Source organism: Cognataquiflexum aquatile (assembly GCF_003316845.1).
Taxonomy (GTDB): domain Bacteria; phylum Bacteroidota; class Bacteroidia; order Cytophagales; family Cyclobacteriaceae; genus Cognataquiflexum; species Cognataquiflexum aquatile.
The window spans coordinates 240,877-263,979 of record NZ_QMIK01000001.1; the positions used below are offsets into that span (position 1 = coordinate 240,877).

At 35.4% G+C, this 23,103-nt stretch carries 16 protein-coding genes; 1 reads left to right on the plus strand and 15 read right to left on the minus strand.

Going from position 1 to position 23,103, the window contains the following annotated elements; all coding sequences use genetic code 11:
- Positions 1–32 precede the first annotated feature (32 nt).
- The gene (locus DQW11_RS01070) at positions 33–1,583 is read left to right on the plus strand and encodes a LirA/MavJ family T4SS effector (protein ID WP_198669820.1); all 1,551 of its coding nucleotides are present in this window, start codon (positions 33–35) and stop codon (positions 1,581–1,583) included.
- A gap of 170 nt (positions 1,584–1,753) precedes the next feature.
- Here the strand turns inward: DQW11_RS01070 and DQW11_RS01075 are convergent, their stop codons facing one another.
- From DQW11_RS01075 to DQW11_RS01150, 15 genes are all read right to left on the minus strand, one after another.
- Positions 1,754–4,258: a glycoside hydrolase family 18 protein gene (locus DQW11_RS01075; RefSeq protein ID WP_157965989.1), complete on the minus strand. Its 2,505-nt coding sequence runs from the start codon at positions 4,256–4,258 to the stop codon at positions 1,754–1,756.
- A gap of 30 nt (positions 4,259–4,288) precedes the next feature.
- On the minus strand, positions 4,289–7,711 hold the full coding sequence (locus tag DQW11_RS01080; protein ID WP_113922141.1) for a contractile injection system tape measure protein: 3,423 nt from the start codon (positions 7,709–7,711) through the stop codon (positions 4,289–4,291).
- On the minus strand, positions 7,708–10,602 hold the full coding sequence (locus tag DQW11_RS01085; RefSeq protein WP_113922142.1) for a hypothetical protein: 2,895 nt from the start codon (positions 10,600–10,602) through the stop codon (positions 7,708–7,710). Before DQW11_RS01085 ends, DQW11_RS01080 begins: the two co-directional genes overlap by 4 nt.
- Positions 10,603–10,613: 11 nt before the next feature.
- Complete coding sequence (locus DQW11_RS01090; protein ID WP_113922143.1) at positions 10,614–11,369, minus strand: adhesin; 756 nt, start codon at positions 11,367–11,369, stop codon at positions 10,614–10,616.
- A gap of 30 nt (positions 11,370–11,399) precedes the next feature.
- Entirely contained in the window at positions 11,400–15,059 is a 3,660-nt protein-coding gene (locus DQW11_RS01095; protein WP_113922144.1) for a hypothetical protein, read from the minus strand.
- An 11-nt stretch (positions 15,060–15,070) separates the two neighbouring features.
- The gene (locus DQW11_RS01100) at positions 15,071–15,484 is read right to left on the minus strand and encodes a GPW/gp25 family protein (protein ID WP_113922145.1); all 414 of its coding nucleotides are present in this window, start codon (positions 15,482–15,484) and stop codon (positions 15,071–15,073) included.
- 1 nt (position 15,485) lies between these two features.
- The gene (locus tag DQW11_RS01105; RefSeq protein ID WP_113922146.1) at positions 15,486–15,785 is read right to left on the minus strand and encodes a PAAR domain-containing protein; all 300 of its coding nucleotides are present in this window, start codon (positions 15,783–15,785) and stop codon (positions 15,486–15,488) included.
- An 11-nt stretch (positions 15,786–15,796) separates the two neighbouring features.
- The gene (locus tag DQW11_RS01110; protein WP_113922147.1) at positions 15,797–17,590 is read right to left on the minus strand and encodes a phage baseplate assembly protein V; all 1,794 of its coding nucleotides are present in this window, start codon (positions 17,588–17,590) and stop codon (positions 15,797–15,799) included.
- Between the two features lie 4 nt (positions 17,591–17,594).
- Complete coding sequence (locus tag DQW11_RS01115; RefSeq protein ID WP_113922148.1) at positions 17,595–18,257, minus strand: CIS tube protein; 663 nt, start codon at positions 18,255–18,257, stop codon at positions 17,595–17,597.
- 3 nt (positions 18,258–18,260) lie between these two features.
- Positions 18,261–18,443 (minus strand): DUF5908 family protein, encoded by a 183-nt coding sequence (locus DQW11_RS01120; RefSeq protein WP_113922149.1) that lies wholly within the window; start codon positions 18,441–18,443, stop codon positions 18,261–18,263.
- Positions 18,444–18,446: 3 nt separating this feature from the next.
- Entirely contained in the window at positions 18,447–18,938 is a 492-nt protein-coding gene (locus tag DQW11_RS01125; protein ID WP_113922150.1) for a phage tail protein, read from the minus strand.
- A gap of 5 nt (positions 18,939–18,943) precedes the next feature.
- Positions 18,944–19,396, minus strand: a complete 453-nt coding sequence (locus tag DQW11_RS01130; protein ID WP_113922151.1) for a phage tail protein — start codon at positions 19,394–19,396, stop codon at positions 18,944–18,946.
- Positions 19,397–19,475: 79 nt separating this feature from the next.
- Positions 19,476–21,197 (minus strand): phage tail sheath family protein, encoded by a 1,722-nt coding sequence (locus DQW11_RS01135; protein WP_232826642.1) that lies wholly within the window; start codon positions 21,195–21,197, stop codon positions 19,476–19,478.
- A 287-nt stretch (positions 21,198–21,484) separates the two neighbouring features.
- On the minus strand, positions 21,485–21,811 hold the full coding sequence (locus DQW11_RS22155) for a hypothetical protein (protein WP_157965990.1): 327 nt from the start codon (positions 21,809–21,811) through the stop codon (positions 21,485–21,487).
- Positions 21,812–22,476: 665 nt separating this feature from the next.
- Positions 22,477–23,043 (minus strand): DUF4255 domain-containing protein, encoded by a 567-nt coding sequence (locus tag DQW11_RS01150; RefSeq protein ID WP_113922153.1) that lies wholly within the window; start codon positions 23,041–23,043, stop codon positions 22,477–22,479.
- Between the last annotated feature and the right edge of the window lie 60 nt (positions 23,044–23,103).

Sequence of the window (23,103 nt, forward strand, 5' to 3'; positions counted from 1 at the left end):
AGGGAAGGTTTGAAACAATCCAACTTGTAGGAATGGAGGAAGAAGATTTGTTGCAGGGAAAATTTGAAACTATCCAAAAGCAAGGACTAGAGGAAGAAGAACTGATGCAAGGCAAGTTTGAAACCGCCCAAAGAGAGGAAATAGAAGACGAGGAATTACTCCAAGGAAAATTCGAAACCGCCCAAAGAGAGGGAATGGAGGACGAGGAATTGCTTCAGGGAAAGTTTGATACCGCACAAAAAATGTCACTTGAAGAAGAGGAACCTTTGCAAGGTAAATTTGAAACCGCCCAAAGAGAGGGGATAGAGGACGAGGAATTGCTTCAGGGAAAATTCGAAACTGTCCAACAGCAAATAAACAATACTGGTCTTCCAGATAATCTGAAATCAGGTATAGAAAACCTCTCCGGCTATGCCATGGACGATGTCAAAGTGCATTACAATTCCCCAAAACCCGCCTCGCTTCAAGCGCATGCTCATGCCCAAGGTACTGAAATCCATCTTGCTTCAGGACAGGAAAAACACCTCCCCCATGAAGCTTGGCACGTAGTACAGCAGAAGCAAGGCAGGGTAAAGCCTACACTTCAAATGAAAGGCGGAGTGAATGTGAATGATGATGCAGGATTGGAGAAAGAGGCGGAAGTGATGGGGGGAAGGGCTTTGAATTTCAAAAAATCTGACGAAAAAAACACGTTTCGAATTAATGAAAATACACCTGATAAAGCAATTGTCAATAATTTGGCCATTCAATTATTTCAAGATGTTAGAAATAAAGGCATATTCAGAAATGAAGATAATATGGAGTTCAAAAATCAGAATCATGTCTTATTGAGGTATTGGGGAATTCAAAAATTTCTAAGTGATATCAGCCGAACCAAACCATATTTAGATGAATTGAATTCCAAAATGCTAGAGGATCCTAAAAGTAGTTTATCTGAGGTATTAAGAAGTAAAGAACCTGGTGATTATCAATTACCTTTTCAATTGATTGAAGGTGTTTCTACAGAAGAATTCAAAAAAATAATTGTTATGGGAATTAAATTTGAAGACTGGGTAGACGAACTCCATGGGGTTCAGACTCACAGAATTCAATGGTTCTTAATTGAGTCCGAATTTCAAGATGCAAATGAACTTTATAGAAATTCTGTAAATCCAATTTGGGAAGTAGAACCGAAATATGCATCAACAATGTGGGATCTTATTGTTGATTCAAATAAACCTAATGACGATTTGGATTTTACAAAGCCCGAGAAACTTCAAAATTATTTAAGAGAAATTTACAGACCGCAAGCATTGAATATTATTGAAAAGATCAGAATGCTAAATCCTCAATTTAATAATGAACTGAGAAAGAATATTCAAAATGAGAGAAATGGATTTCAAGCAAAAAAGCAAGAATTTCAAAATTTAGCACCTAATTTAGAACAAGATGAAATGCCAAATAAAATGGTTACATCCGCAGGTTCTTGGAGTGGATGGAAGAGTTCATTGTTGGGTGATAAAAGAATTTGGAAGCCTACAATTCTAAATCCAAATTTGATTTCTTTAGAAGATCAATGGCAAAAATCTGCTAAATCGCTTTAATTCAAATTTTATTTTTCAATTTCGAAATTAACAATTTGAAGATCAAATTGATATTGGTGATTAATAAAGAAATTTTTCATCCTATGTAACCGAACTTAATTACCTTTTTTTAAGTCTCATCAAATTTAATTCTCTTTCCCATATTATTTACCAACAATTCCAAAGTCTAATCATGGCAAATCTCTTTTTGCATATTTTCTTTCCATTATTATCTTTCTATAAACCGCACCAAGACCAAAACCAAAAATAAGGATTAAAGCCAACACCCAAATTGGCACGTCATCACTAGCTGCACCAAAATAAGTGAAATGGATATCAAAATAGAGGTATCCCAAAAACACCAAAACAGAAACCAGGAACAAAACAATGGCTATATTTTGAATTAAGGCCTTATTTGGGAATCCTTCTTCTCCCCTTCTCATGGTCTTATAAAAAACAAAGGCAAATATCAAGAGCGAGGCAAAGAGGAAGCCAATAGAAATCTTTAAATGAAGTTGGGCATAATTTTCCCAACGGATTGCAAGACAGGTACAATGATCCGCTGAATCAACAAATGTTTCATATTTAACCCATGGTAAATAGTTTTTATTACTTTGAGAATAGACTTTGACAAAATTTGGATTATTTATATTATACAAATCTTTTCCATCCACTTTCCTCATTTTAATCAAATAATCAATAATATCTGTCCTTGCACTTATTAGTATTGAGGAATCTTCCGCAGTAAGAATTGTGTTACGCTTTACTCCTAAATCAACTAAATCATCTGAGGTCAGTTTGGTAGAATCCTTTAAAAAACTGCTATATAATCGATCGTTGGTCTTGAATAAATCCCACATGCAATACCTCTCTCTATCAATTTCTTTTTGTCTTATCAGACTGTTTGCCAGTGTATCGATTTCTATATCATTTGGCGCAGCCCACATCAGGTCACTGACATATAACCTTAAATAATCCACCCAAGTCGATTTTTCAATTGGCTCTTTTTTTATAGAAATAGAGTCCACTTTGAGTAATGAAGCACCTAAAGCATTCCAAAGCAATAGATTGTTCTCTTCTGACACCATATCCCAGATCGCAACGCCACCAAGGGAACGATCTACCATATACTGGTATTTAATATAGAGACTTATGTCATCTTCAAACCAGAGTTGTTTACCTCTTCCTCTATCCTGATAATTTATATAGGGAGCTTGCTGTATAGGGTCAAAACCAGGATAAATATCAGCTTCTGAACTTTGCCAATCTTCAAAATAATCCCGGATTTTTATTAGACCAATTTTTTCAACTTCTTCTATACCATCTTCATCCCAGATCAATCCGGAGTACGTGACCGTCAACACCAATTTTTTTGGAAGTATTTTGGCAGTATTATAAAAATCAAGAGATGATGCTATGGAACCATAATCCTTTCCTTCTGAACTATAAAGCGGACTTGGAGGACCGGGTATTTGAGGATTAACAGGCTTTAGTTTTTCAGTATGAATCAAAAAGTAATCAACATTTGGTATTAAACTTGAAAAGTCAAAAATTTTGGAAATGTTTTTATCTTCTGGTTTGGCGATAGCAGGCAAACTGATTGTAATCAAAAAACTTTTATCCTTAGAAAATTCATTTCTCAGGTCTTGAACAAAGGCGGAAAAATTATTTCGATCTTTGATTGGCATATTTTGAAAATAAATATTGACTCCACCTATACTGTCCGATTTATCAAGTGACTTTAGGTTTTGTATTAATTCAGTTTGAGATTCTTTGTTGTTCAAAAATGAACTGATATTCTTCGACGAATTGCTAAAAACTGAAAATGATAAATTGACACCATTATTCCGGCTTTGAGAAATCAAATAGCGGTCTTTTATAAGGCTTTTTGGAAATTGGATGAGATCTCCAATGGCATTGAAGGATAAGGTATATCCGGAATAAATGATATCAGTCAGGAAATAAAAATTATAATCGTCTACTTTATCAGGATTTAAATTGGAATCATGCCAACCAAAAATCCTCATTTTAGGATTTAAGAGGAGTTTTGTGCTATCATTTATTTTAGACTCACCTCTTGAAGAAGGTTGCGATGGATTGAATTTGAAATCCATACTCCTTATTGGATCCAGCTTTTTTCGAATTTCTTCTTTTTTTGTTTCTTTATCCTTATTGAGACCATCCTCAATTCCTTGAAGCAAGGAAGCCATTTCAACTGTAAGCGATTCGATAGATTCTTTTAGCGATTCGATAGACTCTTTTTGGGCCTCACTTTTATAACCTGCCTCAAGTTGTTCATTTAAAATTTTCTGAATTTCGGATTCTAATACTTTTAGATTTTTATCATTTTGGGTATTGTAATCATTAAAAAAAGACTGATTCATTGTCAACCGCATCAGCTCTTTTGATATTTCATTTACCGTAATTGGATTAATTTTAAGGTGTTCTTCTATCAATTTAACGATTCTATTCTGCTCATTTTGGAGTCTTTCCTTTCTGAAAGGATGGATTAATCTTTTCTTTGCTTGAACATCTGGAACTTTAAGCGGCTTAATTTTGATTTCAGGAATCGAATCTATTTTGGAATTGATTATTCCGGTATCCTGTGAATACAGTTCGTTTGGCAAAACAAAAAATATACCCAGTAGGCATATAAAGAAAATCAAGATACCTAAATTCCTAATCTCATTTTTCACCTTTTCATTGTTTAAAGTTTGGTTTTTTTTCTACTTCCAAGTGATTTGTATGGCCTTTTCCATCCATGGTAACTTAAACAATTTGATGTTCCAGCTGATACTTTCCATTAGGGCATCAACACCTTTTTTTTCTACATTAAGCGCCACCTGTGAATCCTCAAAGACCAACTCCCCCACTCTTTGCAAGAAAGTAACCTGCAGCGCTTCAAGGGTGGACGTTTTTAATTTTTCCCAATTTTGAAGCATTCCTTTAAGGAGGCTTTGGCAGAGGTCCTTTTCTTCATCTGTCAACTCAATCCCAGGTTCTAAATGTATGGCCAAAGGCATCCCGACAATAAGTTTGTTCAATACCAGTTCATACTCCGGAAAATCAACATCCCCAAATGCCAAATATTGCAGTAGGTATACAGCCCGGTTTTGGGATGTTTCATCTTTGAATCTGTTTCCTTCGATCAATCCCAACCTTGTAAATAACATCGTCAAAAATGGCCATGTCAGGACCAAGCCGGAATTATTAATTTTGATATGTCCCCCTACTTCCAAGTCTTCTTTCTCTTCTGGGATTTGGGTTTCAAGTGCAAATGTCTCTATGAATATTTTTGGAAAGTCTCCTTCCCTATTTACCTTTTTGGCTTGGACATAGGCGGAATTGAAAATCAATGTCCAATTAAAAATACTGTACTTTCTTCGAATTAAGGTCAAGAATTCCGAATCGAACCTTGCTGAGTAGTTTGGCTTAATTGTTTCAAAAAATGCCAAAGCAAATTCAAAAACCATCCTCCTCCACTTATCTCCGGTAAAGTTGCCATGGTACAGAAACTTTGATAAGGCGAGCAATTGCTGGATTTGCCCCTGAATTTTCGAATTTCCATTATATAATTTTTGTAGCAGATACTTGTCCGAGTACTTATAAATGGCCTGATCCAAAATTTTATTATCTATTGAATAAAGTTCAAAAAATTCCTCTAAAGCAGATTTTTCATGCTGTTTTGTGGTTTTGAAATTTGGAGAAATTTTCTTTTTAGAAGCAGGAGTTAATTTTGGAAAATGGGATAAATTGATTTCAATAACCTTCGGATCAAGTGATATACCTCTCGACTTCCCTTCACTTTGCCAAGTCATTAACATATCAAGAATGGACTCCCAATTTTCATCCTTGATTTTGATATTCCTTTTCAAAATCGAATCGGACAATTTTTCCATACTTGGAAATGGTGACCACCATGGCAAATACCCCTTTTCCTGCCAAAAAAGAAGAATTTGAAAGATTTGCTCTGAGTCGATCTGTGGTTTATTCCCCGTTTGTTTAGCCATTTCCAATAAACTCTTGAGTTTTGGATTGCCAGAATTCAGATGTGGGAGTGATTCCAAAATAAGTCTTGCATCTTTGGAAAGTGCCGGGGTTTTGACTTTTTGAATGGAAAATTTGGATTCTGCTGTCCTCAAAGTTCTTTTGACAAAGATTGGGTTTGTACTTAATAGAATAGAATTGGATACTTTCTGATACCAATACAATTCATTCAAAGCGCGAGCTGATTTCTCATCAAATTGAATTTTACGTTCAGAAAATTTGATAAAGCCTCTTACCTCCTCTTCAAAACTGTTTTTAATACTCTCAGAATTCTCCCAATGGGCCTTGGCCCGAAACCATTGAAAATAAAAGGATTCAATATCACCTTTAGAATAGGCTAAGGCAAAGAGTAGGTCATTTTGAAATTTTTGATTTTCTAGAACTCTGACCGAGAAGCCTTCCATTGGAGAAGGAAATTGCCTAAATAGCTTGGCAAACCCACTGAAATGGTGATTTAAATAGGTTAAGAAAAATGAGAAGGAAGACTTATCCAAAAGAGTCTTGATCGATAATATAAGCGCTTTTTCACTCAAATTTTGAGCTATAATTTCCTTTAAGAAGGCATCTTTGTTTTGAAGCAAGTCTAAGAAAATATCCTTGACTTCAAATTGAGATAGATCTCTGAAGGCATGGGGTAATTTTCTTTCTTGAAAGTAATATGCGATAATTTTACGCTTCAATCCAAGTTCATTCTCGGTTGAGTTTTCGGTTCTAGGGTTTGTTAAAATTTCCTCAAAACGTTTTTCAGAGCTAATCTCTTGTTGTATTTGAGAAACTTTCAACTTGTATTTTTCCTGACTCTGAAAAGACTGCTGCTGGTTAGGGTCCCTCTCTAGTAGAATGCTCTCCTTGAGAATTGCTTTCAATAAGAGTCTTTTTGAATCTTCTTCAAATGGCTCCATTTCTTTCAATTTGACAAAGGAAATGAAGATCTCCTTAAGCTTATTTTCTTCTTGGATACTGATTTTACTACTTGCAACGGATGGAATTTCGGTTTTCAAAACCTTTAAAATTTCTTGGAATTTTTCAGGATCAAATAATCGAAACAAGTTTATTATTCCTTTGACATTCAGTTCTTTTATTTTTTGGATATCATTAGCTGTAAAATGAATTTTTATAATGGATAAGGTACTGCTGTCAAACTTCCGGACTATCTCTTCCCAAGAAAGTGTGTTGAAAATATCTGTCCAATTTACTCTCTGAGTAGATTTCTTTTCAGTAGCACTTAATTCATCTTTTTCAATTTGGACTATTACCTTTTGAAGATTTTTGAATAGTGGACTTTGGTTTTCATTAAGAGCAAGAGTCTTCGAAATAAGACGTATAAGTTCCAAAAAGCCTACATTATACCTTGAGGCAGTTTGTTTCAAAATACTTTTTGAAAACATCAACCTATTAAATTCACTTCCCGATTGGACACTGATAAATTCCAGGATAAAATAATTGATGGATTTGTCCAAACCTTGCTTTCCTGACGGAAGATCTTTGCTTTTTTTCAAAGTAGGTATCAAAGACGCCCGAAAAGAAAGGATCCAAGCACTGTTGGAAGGCTCAATATTTTGGATCAATCTGTCAAATTGCTTGTCAGAAATCTCAAAAACCCATCTTTTTTTGGCATCTCTGTTCCTTGAGATTTTCTTCAGCAGCTCTTTAAAATAGGAAGGCTTCGATTGGAAGATATACTCCATCAGTTTAGCCATGTCCATTCCTGCTATCCATTCAGGCATGAATCCTTTTATTAGAAAAAAGTAGAGCCCTTCTTCTACCAATCCATTGGGGTTTGGGGAAGTATTGGAAGTACCTGAAAAGCTAATTTTTTTTGACAGCGCCTGAGGAAGTATTAATACCAAAGCCTCCTTGATTTTTTCTCCCAAATACCTTTCTAAGTCTTGTTCTTTAATTTTGCCAATGTCAATTTCCAAGCTCGCCAATTCCAGATTAATTCCATGGAAAGACTTAAGGCTAAAGGCTTCATCCATTTTCGGCAAAATATGGGTGGCAAAAATCTTCTCAATCAATTCATTGCAGCGAATGGCGAGATGCCTGCTTGGATACCGAAATTGAATCGTAGATTTTTGGATTATATTTGGCCCTGCGCTCATAGAACCTCCCTCCTACTTTTTAAAGTTTTAAGCTCCTTTGCCAATTCCAATGAATGTACTTTCAAATCATGGTTGTTATTGATCTTGGCATCCCTCCAGGCTTTGTATAGGGTTTCAAAATTTCTGAATTCCCCAAAGTCAAGCCAATACACATTTGCTTCTATATGAACCGGGATTCTTTCACTTACCAAATTTTCAATATAAGATCTAAAATTTTTTACTTGAAATCTCGCAGGCCAATCCGGCAAAACAATACTGACTTTTTGATCAAAAAAATCCTCACCAAAATCCCCATCAGCATCATCCAAGTCTGCGATTTTCGAATTCATAATGACCCTTCTCTGGTTTAAAGGTTTTCCCCTAAGAGTTCCTTTAAGCCTAAAGCCTTCTATTTCATCCAGAGCTAATCTTCCTAACTCCTCCTCCGTTCCCGACATCAGAAGTGCCAAACTTCTGTTGCTTTCCCAAATTTCATCAACCTCATTTTCAGAAAGTGGTGTTTCTTGATTTCCTTGAATATAATTGGCCAACACTTTTTTCCCATCACTTCTGATTAACTTTAGAAACCCATTTTCAAATTTATAATTATTTCTATCCTTAGCACTTTGATAAAAATCATTCAACAATTCTTTTCTTTCTTCCTCAGTTCCAACCCATTTGGATTGCCAAATTTTTTGATCGAATTCATTTAGAATAAAAAAACCAATCTTATTTGAAATCAGAAGGGACCTCAATAATATATGGTCAACCACATAAAGGCCTTCCGAATTGACATTAATTTCTCTGAATTTGGACACGAGCCGATTAATGAAGTTAATCCCCTCCTGTTCATTTATACCTTCAATTAGCGTTATCCATTTTTTTTCTTTTTTTTGAAAAATCACTTTGACAGATTCATTTATATTTTGAGTATTAGAAATCCTATAGTTTTGGAAATCCAATCCTTTTCTTAAGACCCATTTAAGGCCTATTTTCCCAAAATATGGTAAAAAATCCTCCTCAAATGCAGGTTCTAACTCTATGACCAATTTTTCATCCTCTGACAAGTTTCTGAATTTTTGAGCAAAATCTTGAAAATTGGCTTTTTCTTCAATAATCGAGTAGTCGGAGGAATTTATTTTTTTATTGATACCATAATGTTCAAATTTCAGGGGCTTGCTTATTTGTCTAATGCCTGTTTTTGTCAATAATATTTGTTCCAATCCTGATAAATCAGAAACATCTTGGACTTTCTTAAAATTCTCTCCTTTATTTTGAAAATAATTGATATACTCCAAAGCAATTAAAAAGGCAGATTTTCTTTTCAGAAGTTCTTCTTTAAACTTGATTTGATCTGAAATCAAATTTAAATTCAAAGAAATCAAAAAAGGTAATTCATCAATATTTTCACCAAATCTAGCTAAGAGGTGGTCAAACAAACGGTTTTTCCTATCTAAAAAAATCTCCTTAGTTTCAAATCCAAGTACCTTATCCACCTCGTCTCCATCAAAATCAATTGCCAAGACTTCCTTCAATTTCTCAAAATCACTTTTATTATTCTTATTGGTCAAGGGTTGGGAATAATAGGTGATTTCTTTTTTTGGATAATTGACATCAAAAAGTGAATCAAGATTTGAAAGTTGAGCAAGATGATTGGCCAAATGTTGTTCAAAAAACAACAGGTACGCCCTGAGTTGTTTGACGGTAGCCTTTCTTTCATTTGATTCATTGGAAGATACTCCATCTTTTCCCAATCCATAAATAAGAGGAAAATGGTGTTGGATAGAGGTATATTTTCCTTGATTCCTAAATTCTCCTTTTAATTTGTCTGTGTAACTCTCTTCAAGAAATTTGCCCATTTTATAGGATCTGAAACTTTTTGACCAAAAATCAAAAAGCTTATTGCTCGTTTTGGTCCTATTAAGTTTTATCGGGCTATTGTTTACAAATATCTTGATTGTCTCAAACACCCCCTTTAGCGGATCAAAGTTGAGTTTAAAATATTCTTTATCGTTTACTTTTAATTCTTTTAGATCAGGATTTGAATTCAGAACAATTTCCATTACATGTTCTACTCCAAATATTTTGGATAATAACCTTTTGATCTGATCTATATTGATTATGTTATTCCTATCCTTCAAATTTTCATCTTTGATAAACCCAAATTCGAGGCGTGGCCCGGAAAAAATTTCTTCAAGAGAAAGCTTTTCTTCAACCATTTCATTCAAACTTGAAATTGCCACCGGTTGGTATAAAAAAACCTCCAAATTGAAAAGCACTTCCGACATTATCTCTTCAGGGTCAGCATTTTCATTGATTTGGATATTGACATTTAGTTGAATGTTTTTCGGTTTTAGCAAAATCACGTTTGAACATTCCTCCCCTATATTCCTATTTTCAGCAAGAAATAGATTAAGATCCTTAATAAATTCGTCTTCCCTTTCTTTGGCTACACCTCGTTTTTTTTCAAATTCTAAGCTTGGCATAATTACCATTTCATAGATACCACTTAGGCATTCCTCCCTTTGGTATACTCTTTTGGGATAGATCCATACATTCTGGACCTCATTATACCTATCAATAATCAACTTCCGAAAATCAATTATGGTGACAGGATGCCTACTAAAAATCATTCTTGGGGAATAAAAAGCATTTTTCTTTCCATCGATTTCCTCCGTTTTAGCATCTACCAGCAATTTTTCTACCTCGTAGTCAGTCCGATAGGCAAGGTCCGTCAAAGCGTAACAAAGCTGTTCGAGGATCGTGACACCCGGATCATGATCATTATAATCCGTCCAAATTCCCCCACTTAACTTTTGGATATATTCCAAACCTTCATTCTTAAGGTAGTTGAAATCCATGCTTGGTTTGAGCTGTTCGTCTTTGGAAAAACCTTTGGATCCTGATTCCATTGCTATTTATTCTATTTTATAAAGGATTTGTCCCACAACTTGGATATTTTGAAATGGATCTTCACCCCTTCACCAAAATGGCTTTTTGTTTTTATCTGCAGGCTGAAATTTTTGGTCTCCCCGGTCCATCTTAAAGTTATTTTGTTCCACCAAAAGCCATAATGAGCACAAGTTTTGGATATTTTTGAGCGCGAATTTCCAAAAGTGCTGATAGCTATAGCATGTAACAATGCATATTTTCCTTTTCCTTCAACTCCTGCGTAAGCCATAATTTCAAATGCTTCACAGCCCGAAAGGTCCTTGATCAAGGTATGCCATTTTCCATCTGCCAATATTTCTTCCCCAGATCCCGGAAAAGTCCCAACCCTTCCCTTTGAAGCGATGAAACCTTCCACATCCAATTTTTGATGCGGTGTAGGAGTACCGATTCCTATGTTTCCGCCCCTCTCAAAAAAAATTGTAGGAAATTCGTTTTTTTCTTCTTTAATAATAAGGCCTTTTCTTTCTCCTTGGCTATTGACAATCACCCAAGAGGCATTTTTGTCATTTTTATTTTCAAAAAAGCTTAAAAATTTTTGTTTATCAATGGTAGGAAAAATCATCAATGCATCCACATCGTTGATGCTTAAGCCATCATCCTTTTTGTGTAACATGGAATCAATCAACATACCAAAGTGAATTTCAGTAGGAAGCTTTCCGTTTTTGAAATACTCCTTCAGTTGTTCTCTATCGATGATTATTTTTTCTTGAGGCTTTTCGCTGTCCATAAAATCCTTCTTCTGTTGTTTGGGTTTGGTTTATTTTATTTCAAGAATTACAAGATCAGAATCAATTGACAAATCTCCGATTCCAGCAGGTTTCGGTTCCTTTATCTTTTCTTCGTTAATGATATTGATCGAATGACTTTCAGCAGAAGTAAGAGCTGCATAGGGAGTTATAGTCCTTAACAAATCAATTTTTTTTCCATCTCTTGCGGTATCAATGATATTGTAGTAATCTTTCACTTTTACGATTTGCAAAACCGAGAACTGGGTAACAAAATCGACATAAGGACGCGCCTCAATAAAATTCAATATTTCTAATAAGCTTATAACATACATATTATTTAAGCCTTTGCGATTGTAGCTTGTAGAGGAAGATAAAAACATCACCAATTCCCGGTTCAAAACATCTCTATAATAGCCGGATTGGTCTGTATATGACTTTTGGAATTTGACATTGCACCTGACTTTGAGCCGTTCATATATCGCATTGGAAATCTCAAACCTTGCAAGAGGAGAAGTTTTTGTAATCAGGTAGTCCTTTATTTTCTGCAGGATTTCGAACGAGACCACTTTACCTGCTGTACCTAAGGCGGGATCTGATATAGGAATCACCACTATTTGAATATTGTTGCCTTTCAACAATTTACCGGGAAAGTCACTTCTTCCGTACACAAAAACTTCTTGGATTTGAGGAAACTGGGCCAAGATGATTTTTTCAAAATCTGAAGTGCTTGAAGCCCTATTTTTGTGGCGAAGGGTTTCACTTATTTTAGAATAATCAAGAGTTTTACTTATAGGTCTTTGATTAACCTTCAAGTCAAATACTCCAAATATTTCATTATTTGTATTTCCCCCCAAAAATTCCACCTTTTTTATAGGGATTCCAATGGGAGGATTTGGTTTTTTATTGGAAGTATTTTCATCCAATCTAACTGCATTGACAAAGATTTGCTTGATTTTGGAATTAAGGTCAGTCTGACCATCATAGGAAATTCTAATCCAAAACTTACCTTTTGAATGGATCGTATTTTCCAGGTTTATAGAATTTGGCAATTTTATTTTTACAATTCCAGACTTAATTAAATCATTGGTACTATCCTCCAACATCAAGTCGCCGAAGGCATGCCATTTATTATTATCTAGAAATTCCCAAAGCAAGTCGGGAGATTTATAGGCTGTGATTGGAAATACTGCAGGCTCCAATTCAAAACCGAGGGTAATAATTTCGTTGGGTTTGACATCTATTAAACCAATAATTAAATTGCCTTTATGGGAAATCTGAGGCAAAAAATAAGGGGAAGTTTCCAATGAAGCAGGATAAACCTGCACATGGCCAAAAGGAAATATTTGGAAAAGCTTGATACTTACATCTCCTTTGTCTTTAGACCTCGAGAGATTCTCTTTTGCAAAATTGGTATAATCCACCAATAAATGCTCTAAAACAGGTGTGTAGGGCTGATTCGGGAGTTCAAGTTTCTTTTTTCTTAACCTGCTGTTTTGCATTGAAATACTACCAAAAAGTTCAGAGTAGACTTGGTGCCCAAAAGCTTTTTCAGGGCTGTTCAATGACAAAACAATTGCAAGATCGTTTCTGCTTCTCTCCTCGGCAGTCAATCCTGGACCTTTTTCTACCTCAAAACTATTCAAGTCAACTTCCGCAGAATTGTTGGGCAATAAGAATTTCCAATCATCTCTAATTTCTGTTTCAAAGAGGTGAAACTCCTGATACGATTTTCGATGCTTGATAGGTGTTTTACCTCTTTGAACTGACAGTTCCACACAAAAGCTCTCATTATTATAATCATAAGGATAACTATTGTAATATTCTGTAAATCCATTTCTGATCAATGGCAGCCCACTCCATTGGAAGTTCAATACAAGTTTGGAAAGATACTTGGAAAGAAAATAGGGATTGCTGATTTTAAGTTTTGATCCCAACTCCGGTATAGGCCCAAACGGTTGGAACGGGTTTTCAATATCCAATTCTCCCAATTGGTTAGAAATATCCATTTTTTCAACACCTGTTACCTCAACTTTAACAAAAACTTCTTCCATCATAAGGCCTTTCATGAATCCATAAGGTGGTAGATTGGTGTCATTGTTCAGAAGTACTTTTATTATTGGCCATTCTGTTTCAAATGTGCTCCCATGTATTTCTTTATTATAAATAGAGGGCATGGGTTGATTTTTGTTTATTTCAAAAATAATTTCAATTGTTCGGTAATCGAAGTCCTCAGAAATGAAGAAATCAGGTAAATCCGTCCATCCTGAAATTGAGGAATAGGATATTAAAAATGAATTCGATAAAACCTCCTTGGCAAAAGCCTTATGCTTCATTGTTTTCAGCATCCATGAAAAATCTGAATTTGTTGTAATGTTTTCTTTTTGCAACCTTAATTTTTCCACTTCATATTGAAAAGTACCTATTGACTTCTCAGAAAAGCGGATTGAGGTCGTGATTTTTAGGTTTCCTTTCTCTACCATCAATGCTGGCGAAGAAATGCCAATTCCAAGATTGGTTTCTGATAAGGTCCTCTCCTTACTTCCCAAAAGATGTTGATCTTCTCCTAATATAGTCTGAAATTCTCCATTCAATTTTTTTCCAAAACTAACTTTGGAAGAAGGAGTGCCAACAAATGGTTTTCCACTATAAACTATATTCAAGTAAGTTCCGTCTAACCTTGATTTTTTGAAAGGAGGATAAGAGCTTTTAAACAAAACTTCAATTTCTGAGATTTTGGAATGACTTATGTTTTCGTTATATATCGTTTCGAATTCCAGTTCTACTTTATCCCCATAAATTAAATTTACTTTTTGACCTGCTTCAATTATGATTTGATCTGGGTTCGAAGAGGAGGGCTTCACACCAATAATTGCGGAATTAGGTGTATTTTCACTAGGGTTTTGTTCAAGGACTTTTTGGTAATAAAAATCCAGGTGCTTTTGGGTAAAAAAATTTAAATCTCGCTTGACTTCTTCAAACAATTTGAAAAAAGCCAATAATAATCCTATTTGAGGTTTATGGTATTTTGATTCCCAAAATTCATTTTCAAACTTTTCATATGCAAGTTTTTTCAAAAAAGTCATGCTTTTATAAACTGTTTTGAAGCCTTCTGACAAAAGTATTTCAATGCTATTTTTCAGAAAATTATTATCAGAATCTGAAGGATTGTATAAATTTTTTAGGTTTTTGATTTTATTGATTACATCACTTTCGATTGTATCCCAACTGTTTTCAATTTCATTGGAAAATGGTCCGGAGTAGTTGGACTCCATCAATTTTGATTTCCAGTCATTGAGATGACCTGTCAATTCGAAAATGTTAGCCGAAAGAATTATCTCTTTTTCTTTGAGTTGATTTGTTAATTCTAAAATATTGGCAGGAGATTTTCCGTCTTTATCTTTGAGCTGATTGTTAACCTCACTGTAGTTATTAATCAAAATGTCATGTGTTTTTTTGTAAGGACGAAGGTCTGTACCGGCTATCTTAGCCATAATAAAAAGGGGATCATTTTCAAAAAAAGGCTTCCAAGAATATGTCTGTAAATTATTACTGAAATCAAAATAATTTACCTTTTCAGCAAAATGGAGCGTGAAATTTAACAAATCCATAAGAGATCTTTCATCCACAGAAAAGTAGCTTTCCTCTAAGGCTTTGGGCTTTCTTTCGGTTTGTTTTGATCCTTTTCCCATTATTTGATGATCTAAAGATTCGTGCCTTCTGTTAAATAATATGGAAAAACAATATTGCTCCTTGTGTTTGTAATGATGACTCTGTACGAAATATGGATCAATAATTTTCCTTCCATTATTTTGTCGGTGATAATATTTATTTTTTCTGATTTGATTCTTGGTTCATAAAATAACAAGGCATCATAAACCAGATCTTTTAGGATTGTGATACTTGTGGCATTTGTTGTTTCAAAAACATGTTTAATTAAATCACATCCAAACTTTGGGTTCATGATCCTTTCACCTGGGATAGTTCCCAAAATAATCCTGATGCTTTGCTCTATATCTTTTTCTTCTGAGACTAACAGAACTGTTTTACTATCAATGTCAAAAGCAGGAGGAAATGCCCATCCTTTACCCAAAAAGGACTTTTCTGATTGATCCATATTACCCTCCTATCATAACAGTTGGACATCCTAATATTATACTTCCACCGTGGGCTGTAGAATCCCCCATTCTTGCTGCCGGTTTACCTCCTATCATTACAGTGGCAGAGCCTTTGATAATGGAGTCAGGTGGTCCCACACAAACCAAGGAATCTCCTAAGACGGCAGCCGGCATTTTGCCAATTAAAACATTTGGAACTCCGGGACCAATGATTGGTCCTCCCACATGAGGAATTGGTGGCAAACCGGGAGTCTGCATCGGGCAGACATGCATATCTGTTAATCTAGCTGCTAAAGGCATTTATTTTCTATTTAATTGATCATTACCATGGCACCTTTTACGATGGTCTGCCCTGAAGCTGACAATTCAGCTGAGGCATTTCCCTTAGCTTTGAATCCTACCTGAGCCTCGTGATTGATATTCATTCCTTTCGACTTAATATCAGCTTTGGAGGAAATCCCAATCTCCCCCATTGCATCTAGGGAGATTTTCCCTTTTGCTGAGATATTTATGTCTTTGGGACTATCCAATGATATTCCACTGTCATTCATCATCCACTTGTTCCCATTCATATCCTCTGCCTCAATCAATTTATCTTTGTCATTCATCACTAATTTGTTGCCTCCGGGTGTTTGGATAGTCAAAATTTTATCTTCATCATCAAACTTTATAGAAATTCCTGACTTGGTAACAATGGATTTAAATTGGTTTTTTTCATCAGGCTCCTCTTTTGGCTTGTTCTTTTTACTGTAAAGGCCACCCATTATAACAGGAAAACGCGGATCGTTATTGACAAAACCTACCAATACTTCATCCCCGATTTCAGGATAAAAGAAAAATCCACATTGATTTGAAGCATAGTCAAACGTCATTCTTGCCCATACATATTCTTCAGCCTCCCCCTTAAAGGAAGGCATCGTAATTTTGACTCTATAATTAGCGTCAGGATCCCCATGAATGGCGACCACCTTACCAATAAGCAAACCTTTTGCAGCAGGTAAATTGCCTCCTGAGTCGTGTTCCTCCAGATCCGGAAGAGAGGAATGGAACCTTGAGGACATTCCTATATACAATGAAGTGATCCAATCCCCTTCTTCCATTTCTTGGATTACTTTAGAAACAAACGCATTTCCATTATATCTCTGGTTGAATCCCTTTAATTCAACGATATCCCCTTGAGATATTTTTGATGTTCCTGAAACTTGAATTCTTCCCTTGATTTTATTCAATACGACCCGGTTTGCTGCACTCTTACCGATATTTTGCAGTTCCTCTTTGGTCAAGGAGGCAGAACTTAACCGGTTACTTGTAATTCCTGAAAGAACATCTGAAAGTTTTTGGGAAGTTATATTCCCGAGATTAAGCGAATCACTTACGTTTGAAGAGGCAGAAGTGATCTGTTGATTACTTTCATCCCATGACACAACATTGAACTCCTTCACAATATCCTCAGCATCAATATCCAGATCTGCTTCTAGCACAACCATATCGGCCTGAATGGATATCACAGGGGAAGAACTTAGGTCGATATCTTTTATTTTAAGTTGATTATTTTCGGTGATGACAATTTGGTTATTCATTTCGGACCTCATGAGGATGAAATCCCAATAGGAACAATAATGCTGTACCAATTGGCCAAATGTCACAGTGGTACTGTCAATGTCTTTCTGCAAGCCAAACTTTGAGGCGATTTTTCCAAATGTATCGCTATCCGTTGCATCAGTATAAACATTCGTAAACCTTCCTTTAGTTAGTTTGACCGCTTTGTCTTTACAGGTGATTTCCAGATAAGATTTGTTTTTTTTTACAACCATTCTTTGGGAAAGTATAATTCCGGCATAGACTAGTTCCCTACTATTTCCATATCCCATCTCTATTTCGACTGCATTGCCAGGAACAAAATCAGAGCCTTCTGCATTTGAAAATGACTCGTTAGAAACTCCAAATGCACCTCCGTCCAACACTCGAAACTTAGCAGTAGCAATCCTATTGACTTCCTTTGAAATAGTAACGGAAAGTATTTCAACAGTGTCTTTTATTGTACTTCCATTGATCTTGATGGAAAGTGAGATAGGGTCAGAGGACTCTTTGAGGATATCAGCCATTGGATTAGATTACTGGTTTAAAAACAATTTGGTCTCCGGGTTTGATATCCCTAAAATCTTTCAGTTTGTTATCTTTTGCGACTTTAATATAAAAACTACTGTCCCCATATATTCTGTAGCACATCAATGGAAGATTGTCTCCTGCAAGCACTGTTCTGATGTGGGTAAGATCCGAAGAATTTTTACCCTCTTCCAAAGCCTTCTTTTCAGGAGAAATCGAATAAATAAAAACAGCTTTGATCTCTGTTCTAAGCGGAGTGCCGTCTGTATCCATCATCGTATTGACCTGCTCAAAAGAATACAAGCGACCTTGAAATTCTAATTGTGTGCCCCAAAAAATCTTAATATAATTGGGTTCATGAATATCCCCATTATAGGTGTACATCAGATTTTTGAGTTCATCAACTTGGTCATCCACTTTCTTTGTTGAAATAATCCCAGTACTGTCAAAAAAGAAGTTGAATTCATATTTTTCTGATCTTCCCCCTTTGAACTTGACGGTGTCAGCGCTGCTACCTATTGGAGAAGTATTTGTAGAATAATTCAATTGCCCTTTTTTGGTGGTTTTATCAGGATTTATCAATACTTCATAATCTCCTAATTTATCTTTGAAATCAGGGTCTTTGTAAGCAATCACTTTAACTTTATTAATTTTTCCTTCTGACATAAATTACCTATGGGTTTGATTTTGTAATTTATCCAAAAGTTTCTCAAAGCAATCTTGCTCAATTTCTCTTTTCATTTGATTCAAATATTCCTTCATAACCTCCTCTTCTAGCCTCCTTTCCTCAAAAGGAGACCTATCATCGATTACCTCTCCTCTAATAATTAGTTCTTTGATGATCAATGTCATATACTACAAGGTTTTAGTAAACTTCTTATACTTGAAAGTCAAGGTTTCAATTGCAAGTTCATTCTTCGTGCTCCCTAAACTTCCTAACTCCCAGGATATGGGATAGGCTTGCTCGATAGACCAAACTGCCAAAGGAGTAACTGTTACTGTCGTTCCTATTTTAACAGCTTTGGCTGAAAGCAACCGTAAACTGATATTCAAAGGTTTAAACTTAAAATTCTCAATAGCATCTTTACACCATTTTTCAAGTTCTGAACCTTTCATAAGGCACCTTTTGAGAACTAGATTATCATATTTGATGGATTTGGGAAGGTGGTGGACAAAAACATTGTCCCCACCTTCTTTCTTTTCCATCGTTTCAATTGTCACTTTCAATCCGGATACTTCCTGAAAACTGCTGTCCATCTTGGAGTTTCCGTTTCCTATAAAAACTACTTCAAAATAGAAAGCAGTAGGTGGAACATACCCTTGCGTAAAGAAACTTGAGGTATCCATTCTGATTAACCGTTAGCAATAGTAAGGCCCTCGTGTGAAATCTCGATGGTCTCCACGGCTACCTCATTGGCATCAGACTTCATATCTGTAGAACTGATTTTTGTTGGCCATGCATTGGCTAATGTCCAGGTCATGGTTGGGTTGCCCCCTTCGTCACATAATTTGATGACGATATTTTGACGTTCGACCGTGTTCATTTTGATCTTGGTGTACCAATCAAAGAACTTATTGTCCTTCACAAATACACCTTTTTTCATTGTCACATTGTTGTTTTTGACGATGCCGGGCATATTTATTGTAGAGAATACGGGGCTATTTCCATGCCTGTATTCTATGGGCTGTGCAGTAACTTCCAGGCCACTTACTTCTTGAAAAGGAACGTCTGTGGTGCTTCCCAAATCTACTTTGAAGTAAAACTTGGGTAAGGGCCAGTTGCTGTCTTGTTTATCTCCTGCCATGATATTAGTATTTTAAGGTTTTGGTTAAATTTTTAATTACGTTTTGAATAAAAATTGAAGTCTGTCAACTTTCCAAAAATTAAGATTTTTGCATTTGTTGTTGGAAAGTGACCACAATAAATTCTGCCGGTCTAACGATGGCCAATTTGACTGAAACCAGCATTTTTCCTTGCAAAATGTCCAACCCTGTCATAGTAGCACCCAAGCCGATCTGTACATCAAAAGCATCTTCAGGAGATGAACCTGCCAATGCACCCTGCTTCCATTTTTCTGTCAAAAAGTTTACTATCATACTTTTTACAGTGATCCAGGTATTGGCATCATTGGGTTCAAAGACATAAGACCGAAGTGCCAGCTTGATCGATTGCTCCAGCATGATGATAGTTCTCCTGACATTGATATATTGCCAATCGAGACTGTTGCCATTAAGGGTTCTTCCACCCCAAACCAAAGTACCAACACCGGGGAATGTGCGTATGGCATTTATAGATTTACCTGATACAGCATCTACATTGAGATTTTCCTGATTATCATGGGTAATGTTTACCATGGGCTTGACAACCGAATTGAGGGAAACATTTGCAGGAGCCTTCCAAACGCCACGGCTATTATCCACTGCAGTGTATTTTCCAGCCATGGCAGGTGCAGCCGGCATTTTGTTCATCATGTACCTGATTTCATCCAATAAGGCTGAATAGGTAGGGCTAGTAGCAATCAGGCCCAAATGATAATTGTCTTCTAAATTTTTCTTCTTAGAAGGATCGTTTTCCGCTGAAGATTTTTCTTTATTTTCCTTTACAAAGGTCTTGGCAATTGGTTCAGGCAAAATTTCCGAAAGATCGACTAAATCATCTAGGTTTTTGAAAGTGACTTCATCCTTTTGGATTACATTCGTATCTAGCCAAGGATAATAAACTGCACCATAGCTCAGGTTATCAGAACCAATACCCTCCCTAAATCTACTTACATTACTATTTTGGGTTTCATCATTCTCTATGTCACCATCATGTAGATCGAAAATTGCAAACCTATTTTGCATTTTTCCACAATGCATCAAGACTTGCTTGTAGACTTCGTAGCAATTTGCACCTAATAAAACAGCTTCAGGAATGACCACTAAGGTAGGTTCTTGTTCTTTTAATAATTTTTTCAATCCTCCTTCGACTACTTTGTTATTTTCTTCTTTTTCCCCAAGAAGTGCTTTTTGATCTATAGTTATACCACTCAAACCTTCATAGGTACCTACAGATACAATATAACAAGTACCTCCTCCATTGGAGAAGAATAATTTGATGCTTTTGAAGAATAATAGTGTTTGATCCTCTTCAATTAAAATTTTATAATTATCAGCCCCAATCTTAAAAGTACTTCCTGCATCTGAACTTGCTGATGAACTAGAGGCAGTTGAACTTCCTCCTCCATTAATAATTTTAATTATAGCATTTTTAATGGCTACATCTTGTGCATTTTCATCAGAATCTTCCTTCAAATCCTTTACTACAAGTTCCAAGATATTATTAAAGACTGCAAGGGAAATATCGAAGTTCTTATCTGGATCGGCTTTATCCTGAATAACCTTTTCAGGAAAAATAGAAACAATTCTAACTTTAATTATAGCCTCAAGTTTATCCTTCAATTTAATCCCACCAATTTTTCTTTGACCGAGGATTTCTGAACGTTTCAATTCCTTAGCAAATTCTTCTAATTTCTTTTTTTCATCATCAGAAATGTTCTCACTTAAATCTGAGATTGCATCTGTCCCTGCTTGATTTATTTCACTCAGATCTTTTACTGAAAACAAAGAATTGTCTTTGGGCTTATCTGTTGCATCTAATTTATTTACATTAAATTTTGGGGAAAATCCCTTACCAAACAGTTCTACATATTCCGCAAAGGAGGTAATCCTTGTGGGGATATTTAAAAGCGATTTACCGTTGCGTGAAGCCTTTTCGGTATACCCGATAAATGCGGGTATGGCCGTAGCAACTTCTACAACAGAACCGGGGAAGGCGTTTTTCTCTTCGATGTAGACGCCGGGAGTCATTAGTGGTTGTGCCATTGTTTTTTTGGTTTTGGTGAAATTATTGGTTAGATAAAAATATGTGAATAGATGTCCTTGGAGGATGAATCCTCATGATAAATCAAATCAGGAGATGCACTTGGCAAAGTCTTGAGGATTATGTTTCTTTTTTTTGGTTCTGAATCAGGATTCTCAATAAGTTGGAAATCTCCTGAATACGAGTCTTTCAGCTTGATACTTTCTTTGGATTCAAAGAGCCTGACCGTTCCTAAACCGTTCAGCAATAGGTCTTTTTCAATAAATGGGTAAGAATCCTTTTTGATATCTTTTATTCCAAGACTTGCAAATTTCTTGAATGAGGGGTCGGTAAAGATATAGCGCCATTTTGTGGACAAACTCTTGAATTTTACTTGATATAATACCGGTTTATTTGATTGATAATGCTCAAAGAGTTTATCAGGGTATAGGGAAAAAACGAGGTTAGGTAATTTGAAAAAAGCTTTGGGAAATAAATACCGGTTATTGTTATTACTATTTAGGGAAATTGAATAATTACCTTCATTAAGGATGTTATTCTGATTGTCGATCTGGGTAACTGTTATGGAATTGCCAGCCTCATCGGCTATTTTGGGATCTTGATCCCTTATTTCATCTTCAGTTAATAGTTTGCCAGAATGGATAATTGAAATGTTACTCTTTCCTACAAAATCCTCCTCATGAGTTTTTAAAACATTACCATTTATAGATGAAAAATCAAGCCTATTACTTAAAAAAATCAGGTTTTTTTGTGGAGAAAAATCTCCCAATTCTGTATAACTCAGAAATAGTGGATCACGGATAAAAAAATGAAACTTTAAAGGTTTCCATTCATTTTCTAACAAATCAATATCCCCAGCTAAAATATGAAACCCTGAATCAAATGGCTTAAGGATAATATTTAGGTTAAGTAAGTCTTTGTTTGTTTCGTTTTGCACCCTCATATCAAATAGATATGGTTCATTTTTCACGAAGTATTCATGATAAAACTGAATGGTGCCAATATGTAAAAAATTATCCTGCATCAATGGGTTTCGTTTGATTGGGGATTGATAACTGAAGGAATAACCCCAATTATATTTGTATCTTGGATATCCACCAGTCTTATTTTGTAGAGGGCGGAGGGCAATAATTTTGCCCCAACTGCAGACCAAATATTACTCATCTGGTCATAGGTCGTTTTACATAGTTCAATGCTGATTTTATCAAACCTGTTAGAAAAATCAGGATATCCAACAGGCTTTATGATTTTATTTGTTTGAAAAAAACTTATAATCGCTGAGAGGTAAGTAAGACCTTCAAAATATTTCTGGTTTTTAAAATTCATGCAAAAAAATACATGAAGATTAAGGAAAATAGGTGGATTGGATTTTGAAAAAGTGGAAGAATTCATGTTTCTATTAGCTCCCATATTTTTCAAAGAAGATTCTTCATCAATCTGCAATAGAAATATTATCACTTTATCTTCTCCAATTGAACCATCATTTTCTACCAGGTTAGAAAGTACCACCTTGTTATCCGGCAATGAAAATTTAACTTTCAGATGTTGGTTGAGTAAGTCTCGCAAATAACCTAATGTAAAATCTATCATTATTAAAATAAAATTTGGCTATTATCTGGAACAAATAGATAAAAAATTACAATTACTTAA

What these genes read in the sequence shown, in the direction of transcription:
- DQW11_RS01150 (WP_113922153.1), bottom strand. Translation starts at nt 23,043, where the DNA reads ATGATAGATTTTACATTAGGTTATTTGCGAGACTTACTCAACCAACAT.
- DQW11_RS01120 (WP_113922149.1), bottom strand. Translation starts at nt 18,443, where the DNA reads ATGACATTGATCATCAAAGAACTAATTATTAGAGGAGAGGTAATCGAT.
- DQW11_RS01095 (WP_113922144.1), bottom strand. Translation starts at nt 15,059, where the DNA reads ATGGGAAAAGGATCAAAACAAACCGAAAGAAAGCCCAAAGCCTTAGAG.
- DQW11_RS01125 (WP_113922150.1), bottom strand. Translation starts at nt 18,938, where the DNA reads ATGGATACCTCAAGTTTCTTTACGCAAGGGTATGTTCCACCTACTGCT.
- DQW11_RS01085 (WP_113922142.1), bottom strand. Translation starts at nt 10,602, where the DNA reads ATGGAATCAGGATCCAAAGGTTTTTCCAAAGACGAACAGCTCAAACCA.
- DQW11_RS01115 (WP_113922148.1), bottom strand. Translation starts at nt 18,257, where the DNA reads ATGTCAGAAGGAAAAATTAATAAAGTTAAAGTGATTGCTTACAAAGAC.
- DQW11_RS01130 (WP_113922151.1), bottom strand. Translation starts at nt 19,396, where the DNA reads ATGGCAGGAGATAAACAAGACAGCAACTGGCCCTTACCCAAGTTTTAC.
- DQW11_RS01110 (WP_113922147.1), bottom strand. Translation starts at nt 17,590, where the DNA reads ATGGCTGATATCCTCAAAGAGTCCTCTGACCCTATCTCACTTTCCATC.
- DQW11_RS01100 (WP_113922145.1), bottom strand. Translation starts at nt 15,484, where the DNA reads ATGGATCAATCAGAAAAGTCCTTTTTGGGTAAAGGATGGGCATTTCCT.
- DQW11_RS01090 (WP_113922143.1), bottom strand. Translation starts at nt 11,369, where the DNA reads ATGGACAGCGAAAAGCCTCAAGAAAAAATAATCATCGATAGAGAACAA.
- DQW11_RS01105 (WP_113922146.1), bottom strand. Translation starts at nt 15,785, where the DNA reads ATGCCTTTAGCAGCTAGATTAACAGATATGCATGTCTGCCCGATGCAG.
- DQW11_RS01080 (WP_113922141.1), bottom strand. Translation starts at nt 7,711, where the DNA reads ATGAGCGCAGGGCCAAATATAATCCAAAAATCTACGATTCAATTTCGG.
- DQW11_RS01070 (WP_198669820.1), top strand. Translation starts at nt 33, where the DNA reads ATGGAGGAAGAAGATTTGTTGCAGGGAAAATTTGAAACTATCCAAAAG.